13 protein-coding genes are annotated in these 14,310 nt (G+C 34.6%); 11 read left to right on the forward strand and 2 right to left on the reverse strand.

Features of this window, described 5'->3' with window-relative positions; translation table 11 throughout:
- The coding region (locus tag FLA105534_RS04895; protein ID WP_217427688.1) for a hypothetical protein at positions 1–193 on the forward strand (193 nt) is incomplete at its 5' end.
- Between the two features lie 447 nt (positions 194–640).
- Here the strand turns inward: FLA105534_RS04895 and FLA105534_RS04900 are convergent.
- Positions 641–1,042 carry a helix-turn-helix domain-containing protein gene (locus FLA105534_RS04900; protein WP_173964917.1) on the reverse strand — a complete coding sequence of 134 codons (402 nt, stop codon included), beginning with the start codon at positions 1,040–1,042 and terminating at the stop codon, positions 641–643.
- 168 nt (positions 1,043–1,210) lie between these two features.
- On the opposite strand from FLA105534_RS04900, the gene FLA105534_RS04905 reads away from it, so the two are divergent.
- The 10 genes from FLA105534_RS04905 to FLA105534_RS04950 all read left to right on the forward strand — a co-directional run bounded on the left by FLA105534_RS04905 (position 1,211) and on the right by FLA105534_RS04950 (position 12,811).
- On the forward strand, positions 1,211–1,360 hold the full coding sequence (locus FLA105534_RS04905) for a hypothetical protein (protein ID WP_173964918.1): 150 nt from the start codon (positions 1,211–1,213) through the stop codon (positions 1,358–1,360).
- A 176-nt stretch (positions 1,361–1,536) separates the two neighbouring features.
- Complete coding sequence (locus tag FLA105534_RS04910; protein WP_246253167.1) at positions 1,537–2,478, forward strand: multicopper oxidase domain-containing protein; 942 nt, start codon at positions 1,537–1,539, stop codon at positions 2,476–2,478.
- Between the two features lie 17 nt (positions 2,479–2,495).
- Positions 2,496–2,924: a hypothetical protein gene (locus FLA105534_RS04915; RefSeq protein WP_173964919.1), complete on the forward strand. Its 429-nt coding sequence runs from the start codon at positions 2,496–2,498 to the stop codon at positions 2,922–2,924.
- Between the two features lie 40 nt (positions 2,925–2,964).
- On the forward strand, positions 2,965–4,431 hold the full coding sequence (locus tag FLA105534_RS04920) for a tyrosinase family protein (RefSeq protein WP_173964920.1): 1,467 nt from the start codon (positions 2,965–2,967) through the stop codon (positions 4,429–4,431).
- Between the two features lie 211 nt (positions 4,432–4,642).
- Positions 4,643–5,077 carry a hypothetical protein gene (locus FLA105534_RS04925; RefSeq protein ID WP_173964921.1) on the forward strand — a complete coding sequence of 145 codons (435 nt, stop codon included), beginning with the start codon at positions 4,643–4,645 and terminating at the stop codon, positions 5,075–5,077.
- Between the two features lie 129 nt (positions 5,078–5,206).
- Entirely contained in the window at positions 5,207–10,279 is a 5,073-nt protein-coding gene (locus FLA105534_RS04930) for a DUF4132 domain-containing protein (protein WP_173964922.1), read from the forward strand.
- Between the two features lie 98 nt (positions 10,280–10,377).
- The gene (locus FLA105534_RS04935) at positions 10,378–10,536 is read left to right on the forward strand and encodes a hypothetical protein (RefSeq protein WP_173964923.1); all 159 of its coding nucleotides are present in this window, start codon (positions 10,378–10,380) and stop codon (positions 10,534–10,536) included.
- 672 nt (positions 10,537–11,208) lie between these two features.
- Positions 11,209–11,817: an RNA ligase 1 family protein gene (locus FLA105534_RS04940; RefSeq protein WP_173964924.1), complete on the forward strand. Its 609-nt coding sequence runs from the start codon at positions 11,209–11,211 to the stop codon at positions 11,815–11,817.
- A 208-nt stretch (positions 11,818–12,025) separates the two neighbouring features.
- Positions 12,026–12,649 (forward strand): hypothetical protein, encoded by a 624-nt coding sequence (locus tag FLA105534_RS04945; protein WP_246253168.1) that lies wholly within the window; start codon positions 12,026–12,028, stop codon positions 12,647–12,649.
- 21 nt (positions 12,650–12,670) lie between these two features.
- Positions 12,671–12,811 carry a hypothetical protein gene (locus tag FLA105534_RS04950; RefSeq protein WP_173964925.1) on the forward strand — a complete coding sequence of 47 codons (141 nt, stop codon included), beginning with the start codon at positions 12,671–12,673 and terminating at the stop codon, positions 12,809–12,811.
- 125 nt (positions 12,812–12,936) lie between these two features.
- Here the strand turns inward: FLA105534_RS04950 and FLA105534_RS04955 are convergent, their stop codons facing one another.
- On the reverse strand, positions 12,937–14,286 hold the full coding sequence (locus tag FLA105534_RS04955; RefSeq protein WP_173964926.1) for an ankyrin repeat domain-containing protein: 1,350 nt from the start codon (positions 14,284–14,286) through the stop codon (positions 12,937–12,939).
- Between the last annotated feature and the right edge of the window lie 24 nt (positions 14,287–14,310).

The raw sequence follows: 14,310 nt of genomic DNA on the forward strand, positions 1-14,310 counted from the left end.
GAGTAATACCATAACAGTAAAAGATAAAAACAGATATTCTTCGGAATTATTTAGAAATACTTTTTATGGAATGCATATAAATTTGATTGATCAATATGAAAATATTCTAAAGAAAGAGTTTAAGTTATTAGGAGATTATTATGAAGAAGTTTTAAGTGAGTTTTATTCAGTAAAAAATCTTTATTTTAAGTAATTTATTAAGAGTGTAAAACAATTTAAATAACAAAAAAAGCGCAAACCTCAAAGATTTGCGCTTTTTCAATTTTATATAAAAGAAAGAGAAAATCCCTATTTCACCTTCAGCCTGAACTCATTTTCAAATCGTCTGGACTTGATGTCTAATACTAAATAGTGCCTCAAGAAATAAAACTTCCTTCCTCAACAAAAAGTTGTGGCAAATTTGATTTTTATTTTTGTTTTGCCACAACTTCTGTGGCAATTTTTTTATGTTTTTTATTTTTGCCACAAAAGTTGTGGCAATTTTTTTTTTAATTTTTATTTTGACACAAAAAGTGTGTCAAAGTTTTTATTTTTTTAAAATTTGACACAACTTTAAAAAAGGAATGACAACAAAAAAATGCGCAAAATCAAAAGGATGATTTGCGCATTTTGTTATCAGAAAGTTCTCTTGGTGAGACTGTTATTTCAATTTCATCAACTTCTCTAAGTATTCCACTTTATCTTTTTCAGCCTGAACCAAACGTTCGTAAAGCTCTATCACTTTATCAAGAGGATTGAAGGTGCAATGATTATTATGAGTATTTCCTTGAGCACCAGTATTAGAACTATTATCGTAAAAGCTATTAAAGAAATTAAAAACAGATTCTTCTGTAAAATTTTCAATTGCTTCTACCGTCACGCCAAGTGCTTTTGCAATTAGTACTAGTTTTTCTTTGTCTATAATTTCGCTGGCTTCAATATTCGAAACAGATTGCTGGCTTACTCCAATAGCTTCTGCAAGAATCTCTTGTTTCATGCCGCGAAGTTCTCTTATTCGGCTGATATTTCGGCCAATATTTTTAGGTCGGGTTTCTGTGCTCATAATTCAAAGATATTTAATTTTTTTGATAAAAACAGCGATCCGTAAAATACAAGACTAATTAGTAATATACTTTCGGGTGTCTTTTTATTTGTTGTAAATATATTCTTTTTCTTACTTTTATAAAAGCAGTATTTGTCGCATAAATCGTAAAGTAGATTATTTAAAAGTATGAATTACAAAATGTCATTTAAGGAAAGAGCGGAGTTGAGTATGAAAATATTAGCGATGCAGAAACCTGTTACCTTAGATCAGGCCAGAGCGCAAGCAAAATGGCTTAGTGAAATCAGTGTTACAAAAGAAAAGAGGAAAAGAATCTAAAAAGAAACTTTTAAACTTCATTACAATCCACGAAGAATTGTATTCTTAAAAAACAAAACTCAAGGCAGATTTTTACTACAAAATCAGGTATTTATACGGGGTCTCAAAACCGACATTAATTCTAAATTTGAATTACGTTGCTGAATGTATTGGCAATGAATGATTTAAGTTAAAAAATGAAAGGATGCCCCAAATCCATATTGACCTTTTGCTTTTTACTAAGCACTATATTTTTGTTCTCTCAAAACGAATATTTAGTTATCGGGAGAACGACAGGAAAACTATTTCTCAAAAATAACGTTCCCATCCGGACTTTTGGCTTTACGAATTCGCTTTCGGGACAGGTCACTTTGCCCGGCTTGTCTATCGAAGCTGTGGAAGGCGAAAATGTGAGTATTGATTTTTGGAACATTTCGCAAGGCAATCCGGTCTCTTTATTCTGCAAAGAAATTGATTTTGTACAGCGGGATAAAGAAAATGTAGTACTGAAGAAAGAAGAAGCGATTCATCATATGGAACACGGCTACTATTCTTTTCAGGCTCAAAAAGCAGGAACGTATTTGTATTACAGTCCCGAAAATTATCCTTTCAATCTTCAGGCGGGAATGTTTGGTGTGATCATCATACGGGCGAAGGACCCTGATTCTGTGGCGCTTCAGCCTTTAAATGAAATACTTTGGTGCAGCAACGAATTGGACACCAAGTGGCATACCGATGCTATTATGGGAACTGAGTATGATTCCAGTAATAAACCCATAGTTCTTCCGAAATACAAACCTGAATACTTCCTCATTAATGGCAAAATTGCAACAGAAAATAAAGGCTTGCAAGCGCTGGATCATAAAAACGAAACGGTACTTCTTCGCCTGGTAAATTCGGGGGTGTACCTTCATGAAATCGTGTTTCCGTCTCAGGTAAAACTTCAGTTGCGTTACGGAAACGAGTCTTCGGTTACAACATTGCCTGACGGATGTAAAATTCAGCTTCATTCGGGGGAAAGTATAGAAGTGCTGGCTTTTTTAGAAAACGTGGGCGAGAAGGAACACATCGTGTACCATTTTAACGATCCGGTTTTAAAAAAGAAAGTATACGAAGCGGCTATTCCGGTTTTTTATTAAAATTTAAACAAACAATCATGAAACAATTCTTTTTTTATTGCATCTTGCTTTTTTCTTTTTCAGCTTCATTCGCGCAAAGCAAACCTACATTTTCTGTTGTAGGTACAGCTGTTAACAAAGAAAGTGTCCTTAAAAATAAACGACTGGATATCTCAAAAATTAAAGTCGAAAATATTTCTAATAAACCGATCTATCTGGTTTGGGAAACGGTATCCAATACGTTTCCCAAGGAGTGGGATTGTTCGATGTGTCAGCATGGAGCCTGCCAGATTGGAATTCCAAAAGGATCGGCTTTTAACAAACTCAATCCGGATCAGCAGGGATTTATTGCCATTCATGTAATCCCCGCCAACAAAATAGGCAACGGAACAGTGAAATTTAAAATCTATGACAAAGCAAATCCTAAGTATGCTCAGATTTTAACTTTTGAAGTCGAAGTGCTTTAATGTTAACTACCAATTTATTAATAACCCAAAAACAAAAAAAATGAAAAAAATTACTAACTTATTTTTAGTTATTCTGATCTCGGGATTGTCCTATGGTCAGAGTAAAGCAGATGCGAAGTATATTCGCTGGAATGCCAATACACCTCAGGGGAAAGCCAATCTTGAGGCGATGAAAGTGGCGTTTAAGAAAATGCGCGAAGCGGGCTGTGAGAAGGGTATTTCCTGGTATTACCAAGGCGCAATTCATAATATCCCCGAAAAGATAACAGGGGATAACAAGCTTTGTCCTAAATATCAGACTATTGATGATAAATTATGGGCTTGGGCAGATTGTACACACACTGACACCAATAATGCGGCTTTAAATTTTCTTTTATGGCATAGAATGTACATCTGGTATTTAGAAAAAATTGTTAGAGAATTGTCCGGAAAAGCAGATTTTGCACTTCCGTACTGGAACTACGGCAGTAAAGAAGAATCTCAGAATATTATGGCCGAACCTTTTAGGGAGCCATCAGGTTCTCTTTATACCGCAGCGCGATATACTATTTTGAACAATGGAAAACCAATCCTTCCCGAGCAGTTGGCTAGTATTCGAAATTCAATAGAAGAATTAAGAAAAAACCCTTCTTTTGCAGGTGAGGCCGGATTTAGTAGTAGTCTTGAAGGTCAGCCTCATGGTTATATGCACAATCTTATTGGTGGGAGATATGCTCATCCGCCTGAAAAATATTACAACGAAATATATCAGGTAGTAACTTCGGGTTTAATGGCCAATGTTGAGTCGGCCGGATTCGATCCTATTTTTTGGCTGCATCATAGTATGGTCGATCGTATTTGGGAATCGTGGGATGTTTCGGATCTTGGTCAGCGTCCAAGTTTAGAAGAATTAAAAGCGAATCCGTGGCCGTATGAGTTTATCACTCCAGACGGAGGTCGTATCACTTATACCATGGAGGAAGTGTACAATATCGTTTTTAATTTAGATTACAAATACGATGATTTGCTTTACGGATCTAAAACTCCGGTATTAGCGGCTAATGAAAATAAAGTAAAAACCAGGATCTCATTTCAGGATGCTAAAGAAGAAGTAATTTGGGAACAGAAAGTAGGTAAAGTATTAGGAACTTCTGCTTTTTCTCATAAAGTGAACAGTACCTTTGCAAGAAATACGAACAAAGTTTTTAGAACTGCCAATTCCAGATTAATTCTGAATTTGGATGTGTCCGTTTACAAAGAGCCAAGTGATTATTATACGGTTTATTTGCGTTATCCCGGAAAAAAAGACCAGTATGTTGGAATGATGACTTTCTTTGGAGTTGCTCATGATCACGGAATTGGGAAGAATCATGAAATTGGTGAAGATGGGGTAAAACTTAAATATGCCTACTATATTTCAGATGACTTAGTGAATACGGATGCGAATTTTCAAGTTATAATTAAAAAGACCGGAGGCGGAGATGCTAAAGTAACATTGGAAAAAATTAGTGTGATAAAAGCAAATTAAAGTCGGTTTGTAATTTTTCAGTAAAAAAAACTTAAGAAAAATACAGTAATAATTACACAAACCCTGCGAGTTTTAATTCGCAGGGTATTTTTTTTAAAATTAAATGCACAAGTATGTTAAAATACTTTTTTTAACAATAAAATACATTGTTTTTAAACCGACCTGTTTTATTATTTATTATTTTACACTTTCAAATAAAAGCCAGTAAAAAATGAATATAAGTATATCAGTCAGGCAATTAGGAAAAAAACATCCTATACTTCAGGAAAAAAATATCAGTTTAGATACTACCACTTCAATCGTTACTGTTCGTACTTTCTTAGAACTAATCGTAAAACATCAGGTAGAGTTGTTTCATTCTTCTTCCTTTGAGTTTGAGGACGAAGACAAAATCCATCTTCCAAAAGAAAATTACCTTCCCATTTTAACCGATACGGGAAAAGTTGGTTTTGGCGCACTTTACAACCACAACAAAGTTGATTTGGTCAAAGCACAGGAAAATGCCATTGTAGCTTTTGAAGACGGTTTATATGCCATTTTCTATGGCGATGATCAGCTGGAAACTTTAACTGAAGAAATCGATTTATCCAAAAACAAATCCGTCACTTTTATCAGGCTTACGTTCCTGGCGGGAAGCTACTGGTAAGATTTCAATGGCAATGTCAATGGCAAAAATCAATGGCAATGACAATTCAAAAATCAATGTCAAACGCAAAATTTAATTTATGTTGTTGCTTAGCGTGCAACTTATAACCTATAACCAAAATAATACAGTATGAAAATAGAAGATCTTATCAAGGGTAAGATAATTGAGAATCCAATTAAGCGATTCAAAAAAGAACTGGAAGAAATAGCAAACAGCAATCTGGTTTCTAAATTATTATCAAAAACAAAACTTAAAAAAGAAGCAGCCGAGTTTGGTTTGGCACTTTTAAAACTCAAAGACAATTATTACGGGACCTATATTTCTTTAGGTTCGAAAGAAGCTACAGCGTTTGAGAAATGGGTAAAAGACGATATGTGGGAAGATAATACTTACCACGAACTTTTGGTTTACTTTTTTGGAAAGGAAATCACTGTTTATGTTAAAGAAGCCTGGAACCGACTGCCGATGAAAATGTATCAGGACGGTTATACCCGACGTTCTTTCAGAGCACCCAATAATAAAAAACAGTTATTAATTAATCGGGTAAATTTTCTGCGATCTCTGCTTCATCCTTCACAAATCTACAGTTATCAGGATGGTGATACCGTTTATTATGATTTGAGTATCGAAGAACAAATTCGTTTTGATACCGAAGTCTCAAATTCTAAAAATCAGTACACGATTTGGTCTGCTGCTATTGATTTGGATAGAGAAAACCTGTTTCAGCTTTTTGAAGATATCATTTTCAACAAAGATTCAAGTGGAAAGGTTTCCCGTAATATTATCAAAGCGCTTTTAAACAGTGAGAAAAAAGAAAGCTGGGAATTGGTCGAAAAACTATTATTGGCGGCACAGCGTCAGGAAGGATTACGTCAGACGGTTTTAGAAGCTCTTGATGAAACCAGTATTGGAGCTTTGCAATACATGATCAAAGTAATCATCGATAATAAACTCACCCGTTTTTCATCTGTTGTTCGCGGAATAGATACCTGGACCGGCTTGGGCTGGGATTCTGAAAAAGAAACTACAGTTCGAAACATCATCAATCTCGCTTCGGGGTATTTCTCTAATCCCGAAACGATTCCGGCCGGTATTCAAAGCAAGAATAACAACGAGGTTTATATGGCACTTTGGGTTCAGGGAGTTTTTGATGTCGAAAAAACGGTTCCCTATCTAAAGGAATTACTAGAGAAAGGTTCGATTGAAAAGAAATCTCTGGCACTAAAATTTGCAGGAGAAACGGGCGATCCTTACATCGAAATGCCTCTTTATTTTAAAGCTTTAGACGACGAAAATTTACAGGTACTGGCATTTGCAGTGCCAGGAATGAACGCATTATTGGAGGCTAATGTTAAGTCGCAGTATTATACGGCGAATACAGATTATCCTGATTTCTTTAATAAGGTGTACAATCTTGCGCAGACGATAACCGTAAAAGAAAAAACATTTGAAGGCAAAGTATTTTCATGGTTAAATGTAAAATTCGAAAAAGATACTTTGTATTCTGCAGCGATTAATTTGGTAGGAGACAATAACGAAAGATTAGAACTTATTTTAAATCAGTTTGAAGGTTTTTCTATTAATTTAAGAGAGAAATTAACCCGTCAGATTCTGGGGGATTATTACTGCTATTCATTTTACAGTTTTAAAAGCAATAGCGGAAAAGAAAAAAAGGCACCAACAGATTTTCAAAGAAGTTTTGCATTGAGAATCTTAAAAGACAGAGGAGAATCTTTGGTGGCTTCGGCTATCTCAACTTTAAGTAATTTGACGTTAACAGAAGATGAACTGGCAATTTTTCAGGAATTGTATAAACGTAAAAATTCTAATTTAAAGAAGAACCTAACAGCAATATTGTTGAAACAGGAAGATCAAAAAGTGACTTCTTTTGTAGATAGAATTTTAGAAAAAGGTGATATGGAGCAGCGTATGTCGGCTTTGGACATTATGTTGCAACTTCAGAAAAATAGCAAACTGACAGATAAAGTTAACGATTGGGTTGCGGCTTACTCGGCAAGACCAAAAATCACAGAGAAGGAAACCAAATTTATCGAACAGCTTGAACCGTCAAAAAAGAAAAGTATTCTAAGTGCCGAAAACGGATACGGTTTTTACACGCCAAATGTCCTTTCTCCTTATGGCCTACCAAAAGTAGAGACAGATTCCCTGTATGCCAAAGCGGTTAAGGCAGAACAATACGGTTTTTCTAAATCGATGTCGCACATTAAGACCGAAATTTCGAAGTTGTACCAATTGTATGAAGACAACAAAAATTACGAATACGAAGTCGAAAACTACGACAACAGCAAATTGACAATTTTATTGGGAAATAGTTTCAGACCAATAAAAAATCTAAAAGACGAAAAGAATTCAGAATTAGCAGCAACAAATTACCCTTTGTATGAGGTTTGGTCCGGCTGGTTTGAAAACTCAGGTCTGGCCGAAAGAGACTTATTTTTACTGACTTTAATAAGCAGCTCCGACAGAAAAACATGGCGTGATTTTCTCGAAAAACATATTTTTTATTATAAAGAATTATTGCCACACCAAAACAAAAGAGGCTATGATTGGGACAATGCAATCTTAAATATTCTGAATGCTTTACAGTTAAAATACTCCTTTAAAGAAAAAACAGATTTCTTAATTGATGCCTGTAGTACTTTGTATGCTGATCTTCCAAAATCGGTATTAGAATTTGAGTACAAGCCTGCAAAAGACGAGTATTATTACAGTTCAGATCGTGGGAATGGCTGGCAAAACCAGAACTTTTTTGATATTTACTTGAATAAAATCAATTTAGATGATTTAACACAGGAGCAAAATGATAAGATTTGGAATCTGTATAGATGGAGACAGTTAAACGGATTAGAACAAAATATAGGTTTAAATAAACCGCCAATTTATCTGTATGCTGTGGCTTTTGAACAAAAAATAATTACCGAAGGTGAATTGTACGAAGGTATTTTAGAAAGTGAAAGAATTTCGGTTTTAACGGGTGAAACCAGACATTATAGACATTTTGGAAGCGAAGAACTCATTAAAAAATTCCCGTTTCTAGTTCCGATGGTTGATAAAATTCGCGAAACATTTTTGGATATCGAAGTTAAAAGGGGAGATTCAAACACTGCTGTAACTCATTTGGTTCAAAGTTTCCAGAAAATTTTTGGAATCAACCGTTTGGTCGAAATGCTTACTGCGCTCGGTAAAGCAAGTTTGTACAAAGGATATATTTATTCGTGGAGTTACACCGATTTAACCAAACAAAAATTGTTTAGTTATTTATTAAAAAGATGTTATCCGATAGAATCAGATACACAGGAGGTTTTTAATGAAGCTATTAAAAAAGCCAAAATATCAGAAGAACGATTGATTCAGACAGCTATATATGCACCGCAATGGCAAAAGTTAATCAGCAATTATCTGGATTGGAAAGGTCTTGATGAAGGAATCTGGTGGTTTCATGCACATACCAAAACGGCAAGCTACAATGCCGTAAATGCGGAACTGGAAAGCGAAATGGCGAAATTCTCCTCAATTGATTTGCAGGATTTTAAAGATGGTGCGGTAGATAAAGATTGGTTCGTATCGGCTTACAAACAATTGGGTAAAGCCAAATGGGAACTTTTATACGAATCAGCGAAATATGTTTCAGACGGAAACGGACACAGACGTGCACGATTGTATGCTGATACCATTACAGGAGATTTGAAAATTAGGGAGGTGACGGCCAAAGTAAAAGACAAACGAGATCAGGATTATTTAAGAGTCTACGGATTAGTGCCTTTAAGCAAAACAGGTCCTGAAAAAGATATTCTGGCACGTTATGAATATTTGCAGCAATTTAAAAAAGAAAGCAAAGAATTTGGTTCGATGAAACAAGCCAGCGAAGGTTTGGCTATAAGAGTTGCACTTGAAAATTTGGCTCGAAATGCAGGTTATCCGGACCCTGTTCGTCTGACCTGGGCAATGGAGACAAAACAAGTGCAGAACATCTTATCAAAAGAAACAGAGGTTAAATTAGATGATGTAACGGTAAGTTTAGTGATCAACAATGAAGGAAAAGCAGATCTGGTTACCTTTAAAGGAGATAAAGAGATAAAAGCAATTCCGCCAAAATATAAAAAAGACAAAGCAATTCTGGAATTAACCAATTACAGAAAAACCATGCGCGAGCAATGGACACGCTCAAGAAAAGGACTGGAAGAAAGTATGATTCGTGGCGATGAATTTTTGTTTGCCGAGATGCAGAATCTTTTTGAGCATCCAATCATTTCCAAACATCTTGAAAAATTAGTTTTTGTGTCAAATGATGCTAAAATAGGTTTTTATATTGATGGGAATCTGGTTACAGCTTTAGGTGAAGTTATAGCACTAAATGACAAGCAGACTTTTAGAATCGCGCATTGTGATGATTTGCATAAAAATAACGTCTGGATTGATTATCAAAGCTACTGTTTTGACAACAAATTGCAACAGCCATTTAAACAAGTATTCAGAGAATTGTATGTTCCAACTCCGGATGAATTAAAAGAAAAAGCAATTTCGAGACGTTATGCCGGACATCAGGTACAGCCTAAGCAAACCTTGGCTTTATTGAAAACCAGAGGATGGAAAGTAGATTATGAAGAAGGTCTGCAGAAAGTTTTTCATAAAGAAGGCTATCAGGTAAAAATGTATGCTATGGCCGATTGGTTTTCGCCGGCAGATGTAGAGGGCGCAACTTTAGAAACCATTGAGTTTCATTCGTTAAAGGACTATAAAAACATTGCATTTGAAGACATAAATCCAAGGATTTTCTCTGAAGTAATGCGTGATATCGATTTGGTGGTTAGTGTAGCACACGTAGGAGGTGTCGATCCTGAAGCCAGTCATTCTTCTATCGAAATGAGAGCTGTTTTATTGAGAGAAACGTTGCGTTTGTTTAAAGTGAAAAATGTAGAAATCACAGGAAGTCACGCCATAGTAAAAGGAGAAATGGCAGAATATAGCATACATTTAGGAAGTGCGGTAGTGCATCAGCTTCCGGGCAAATATTTGTCGGTGTTGCCAATTCACTCGCAGCATAGAGGTCGTTTGTTTCTTCCATTTGCAGACGATGATCCAAAATCAGCAGAGGTAATGTCTAAAGTTTTAATGTTTGCAAAAGACAATGAAATACAGGATCCGACCATTTTAAGTCAGATTGATAAAACCTACGCATAAAACGATTCCGTTTTGTTGGGTTTTTAAATGAAGATTCAGACTAAAATTGTTAGCGTGCGATAAAATTTTTAGTACTAACAAGGTACAAATGTTAAATTATGTTAATAAAAACACTTACTTTTGCTCCTGAAATGGAAATGAAAAATATAAATATCAATTGGTCAGTAGGACTATATAGTGATCGTTTGGCGGGATTTGCCCCTGCTAAAGGCTCAGGATGTGATATGTATTTTAATGAATTGAAGTGTAAATTGTAGTTACAAAGTCAACATAAATATATAAAAGCGTCCTCATCGGGGCGCTTTTTTTGTTTTTAGCGACAACTCAGCAAGGTGAAAAATAACGGAAAATAATTACAAATAAGTATGAACGAAAAAATAATTGAAGAAATAACACATTAAATGTTTAATGAATTATAAAAATACCAAAATATAGTCTTGAAAAGTAATCTGATGAGTAACAGTCATTTGATTTGAAAAAAGAGCTGCTTCGATAAGCGGACAGGGGTTTTTATGGCTCAAATTAAGGATTTAATTATTTGTAATTCAGCTAGTTATGTGAATGATAAATTTGGAAGTATGATTTTTTTGACATTATCTTTGCCGAAGAAAACACGGAGAACGAGTTTCGATTAATAACAATGATTTTATAATACAATACACAAAATGGACTTTAATAAAAATACATATATCACAAAATTATCAAACGCGGGTTTTTTCTCGGAATGTTTGATCATACAGGTGCATGAATACAGGCAATAGGATAGTCATATCTTGTTAGATCTCATGAAGCACCTTTAATCGGGTGCTTTTTTTGTGTCTGTTTTTAAGGAGCAAAGGTACAGAGGGACAAAGGAGCAAAAATAAAACTTTACGGTTTAGCGACTTTGCGAGAAAAGAAAAAACAAGTCTAATTTAAAAAACAAAAAAATGAAAAAGATAGGCACATTATTTGCAAAAGACCCTACGGATTTGGCAAAAGTGATTAATAAAATTTGTGATGAAAACAAATGGGTTATAACCGGAGAGGCTATTGCTACAAGAAAGTTTGATGGCTCGGCCGCTGCGATTATTAACGGAGAATTATTTAAAAGATTTGACGCCAAAAAAGGACGTGTAATTCCCTTCGGTGCGATTGCATGCCAGGAAGCAGATACCATTACAGGACATCATCCGCATTGGCTAAAATGCGATCGTTCGAAATCTGAAGATCGATTTTTCTTTGAAGGTTTTGATAATTTAAAGATCAAAACAGATGGAACATTCGAACTATGTGGACCTAAGGTACAGGGGAATCCTGAAAAATTAGAAAAGCATACACTGATTAAACACGGAAGTGAAGTTTTTGATTTTCCAAATCCAAATTTCGAGTTCGAGGATTTGAAGAACTTCTTATCGGAGTATGATATTGAAGGCATTGTTTTTCATCATGTTTCAGATGGTAGAATGTGTAAAGTTAGAAAATCTGATTTTGGAATAAAACGTTTAGAATTAGTCGAAGAAACAAAATTGTATAATTTGAATAATTCTAGCAAATGAGTAAAAAAAATACGTTTGACCATCATTTTGGTCATACAACTATAATTAGGTCTAAGGAGCGTCTGTTTGCTTTAGTAAAAGAAATGGAATCAGAGCTCACTAGACGAAGGAAGGGAACGAGAGTCCAGGAACGCTGTATATCATTCAGGTGATAGTTGGTCAGTAGATTTTTGAGATTCTCGAAAATTCCTAAAAAAAAAGTAATATTATGAAAACGAATACATTAGAAAAGTATAAAAAAGCGATTCGAATAAAATATGAGATAGAAAAAAACGGAGAAAACTTTGATTATTTGTACAATCCTTCTCGTGGAAAGCTACGTGATTTTTGTTGGCTTATTTTCGAGAACAACCCAACAAAGGATGATTTAAATGTTTTTAGAAATTTATTCTCTTTAGATTTCGATCACACCAAAAAGAATAAGTTTAAGGAGCAAAAAGATAAGTTCAGACCTATCGAAACCTTCTTTAAAGGAGAAACAAATCCATCGAATATTGATGCGATAAATTTGGCGGCGATTATGGTCGATTTTCAGCCACGTCCTTTTAAAAAGTTTAACGAATACTGTAGAACTGAAGAGGCAATACAGATTGAATGTTCTAATAAAGCTGAGGTGCTTGTTGAATTGAAGAAAGAAATCATAAAGGCAGAGCGTTTTGCAGAAAAACAAAATGAAGAGCCAATGAAACATTCTAAATCAGGAAATCTTTTTTTCAATTTTAAAGATTTATCAAAGAAAATGAATCAGGATTCCGATGGGAGAAAACGGCATTGGTCAATTGAAGAAAGTTTTCGTGAAATGAAATCCCGTTATAAGAGAAGATTAAATTAAAAAGAGATAAAAATGAAATTTATGGATAAAATAAGTAGTATCAATTTAGTGACAAAGCATTGGAAGAACACCGTTCTTGAAGAACAGGAAAGTACAATAACCGAATATGGATTGGCTGTTTTAAATGCGAAAAGGAGTAAAATATCTCAAAAGAGATCGTAATTCAACCATAACGCTTAAACGTAAGTCCGCTTTGTACAAGGCTTATATATACAATAATTCAGGATTATAAAATTGCCCCGCTATGGCGGGGCGATTTTTGTTTTCATTAAAGATCCTGACAGTTTTTAGTTACTTCTATTCAGAATTTTTTCTTTTTCAAAGTTAAATTCTTCTTGTGATAAAATTTCAGCATCTAATAATTCCTTTAAATCCATCAAAGCTTGTTTTTTCGAAGCCAGATCGTTTGTATGAATTGGATTTGTTTCCAAAGCAGTTGGCTTTTCTGAAGTTAGAATTGTTCCTGAAGGGCTTAGTTTTAAAAGCATTTCAGTAATTTCATTAAAGCCTTTTATATTAGAATAGTCTATTGCTTTTTGTTCTTTTACGTTTACAGAGCCTACGTCAGCATTGTTGTCTAATAGGTATTTAACAACGTCTTTTTTACCATTTGCGGCAGCATAATGCAAAGGGGTATTTCCTGATTCGTCCTGAATATTTATAGAAGCTCCGTTATCGATTAACAACTTTACCATGCTTAGATTACCGTTTTTTACAGCGATATGCAATAAACTTTCTCCTCCGTATTCGTAATTGTTTAGTGCTAAATCGTCGTCAAAAGCCAGATTATTTGCTGAGATGACCCAATCTAAATAACTATTCATTGAATCCTCGTTTCCGGCAATTGGTTTACTAAAATTAACATCTAGGCCGTTCTCTAAAAACAAACTAACTATTTCTTTTTGATTATTAGAACAGGCATACCAAATAGGGGAAAGGCCATTTTTAGAAACGGTGAATAAATCAGCCCCTTTTTCAACTAATAATTTAGCAATTGCTCGGTTGGTTTCGTAGCAGGCAATTAATAAGGCACTTTCGCCAGATTGATTAACGTAATTAATATCAGTTCCGCTTTCTAATAATATTGTAATTATGGGAATGTTTTTGGTTCTAACTGCGTAGATTAAAGGGGTGCTCCCATTTTTATTTGTAGCATTTATATTTGCTCCTTCATTAATTAATGTTTGTACAATTTCCTTGTTTCTTAAACCGGAAGCAATTAAAAGAGCAGTATCGCCTGCATTGTTTTCAGCATCAATTGTTACCCCTTTAAGAATCAGTTTTTGAATTAATTCTAATTGACCTGTTTGAGCAGTAAGATGTAGAAAACTATTTCCCAGTTTATCGTTGATATCGACTTTAGCGCCATTGTCCAGCAAAAAAATCACGACAGACTTTTGTTTTTGCAAACAGGCAAAATAAATTGGGGTTTCTCCGTCATGATCTTCATAATTTATATCAGCACCTTTTTCTATTAAAATTTTTACTATGTCCTGATAACCGTTATATGCGGCATAATGTAAAGCTGTACGGCCTTTTTCATCAGTATATTTTACATCTATTTCATTATTTTGCAGTAATAATTCTGCTATCTTTCTATTACCATTTTCGCAGGCAATTACAAATGACATTGACATATTCTTATATTTTTTTAATTTAAT

This window comes from Flavobacterium collinsii, from assembly GCF_902804485.1.
Classification (GTDB): domain Bacteria; phylum Bacteroidota; class Bacteroidia; order Flavobacteriales; family Flavobacteriaceae; genus Flavobacterium; species Flavobacterium collinsii.

What these genes read in the sequence shown, in the direction of transcription:
- FLA105534_RS04900 (WP_173964917.1), bottom strand. Translation starts at nt 1,042, where the DNA reads ATGAGCACAGAAACCCGACCTAAAAATATTGGCCGAAATATCAGCCGA.
- FLA105534_RS04905 (WP_173964918.1), top strand. Translation starts at nt 1,211, where the DNA reads ATGAATTACAAAATGTCATTTAAGGAAAGAGCGGAGTTGAGTATGAAA.
- FLA105534_RS04910 (WP_246253167.1), top strand. Translation starts at nt 1,537, where the DNA reads ATGAAAGGATGCCCCAAATCCATATTGACCTTTTGCTTTTTACTAAGC.
- FLA105534_RS04915 (WP_173964919.1), top strand. Translation starts at nt 2,496, where the DNA reads ATGAAACAATTCTTTTTTTATTGCATCTTGCTTTTTTCTTTTTCAGCT.
- FLA105534_RS04920 (WP_173964920.1), top strand. Translation starts at nt 2,965, where the DNA reads ATGAAAAAAATTACTAACTTATTTTTAGTTATTCTGATCTCGGGATTG.
- FLA105534_RS04925 (WP_173964921.1), top strand. Translation starts at nt 4,643, where the DNA reads ATGAATATAAGTATATCAGTCAGGCAATTAGGAAAAAAACATCCTATA.
- FLA105534_RS04930 (WP_173964922.1), top strand. Translation starts at nt 5,207, where the DNA reads ATGAAAATAGAAGATCTTATCAAGGGTAAGATAATTGAGAATCCAATT.
- FLA105534_RS04935 (WP_173964923.1), top strand. Translation starts at nt 10,378, where the DNA reads ATGTTAATAAAAACACTTACTTTTGCTCCTGAAATGGAAATGAAAAAT.
- FLA105534_RS04940 (WP_173964924.1), top strand. Translation starts at nt 11,209, where the DNA reads ATGAAAAAGATAGGCACATTATTTGCAAAAGACCCTACGGATTTGGCA.
- FLA105534_RS04945 (WP_246253168.1), top strand. Translation starts at nt 12,026, where the DNA reads ATGAAAACGAATACATTAGAAAAGTATAAAAAAGCGATTCGAATAAAA.
- FLA105534_RS04950 (WP_173964925.1), top strand. Translation starts at nt 12,671, where the DNA reads ATGGATAAAATAAGTAGTATCAATTTAGTGACAAAGCATTGGAAGAAC.
- FLA105534_RS04955 (WP_173964926.1), bottom strand. Translation starts at nt 14,286, where the DNA reads ATGTCAATGTCATTTGTAATTGCCTGCGAAAATGGTAATAGAAAGATA.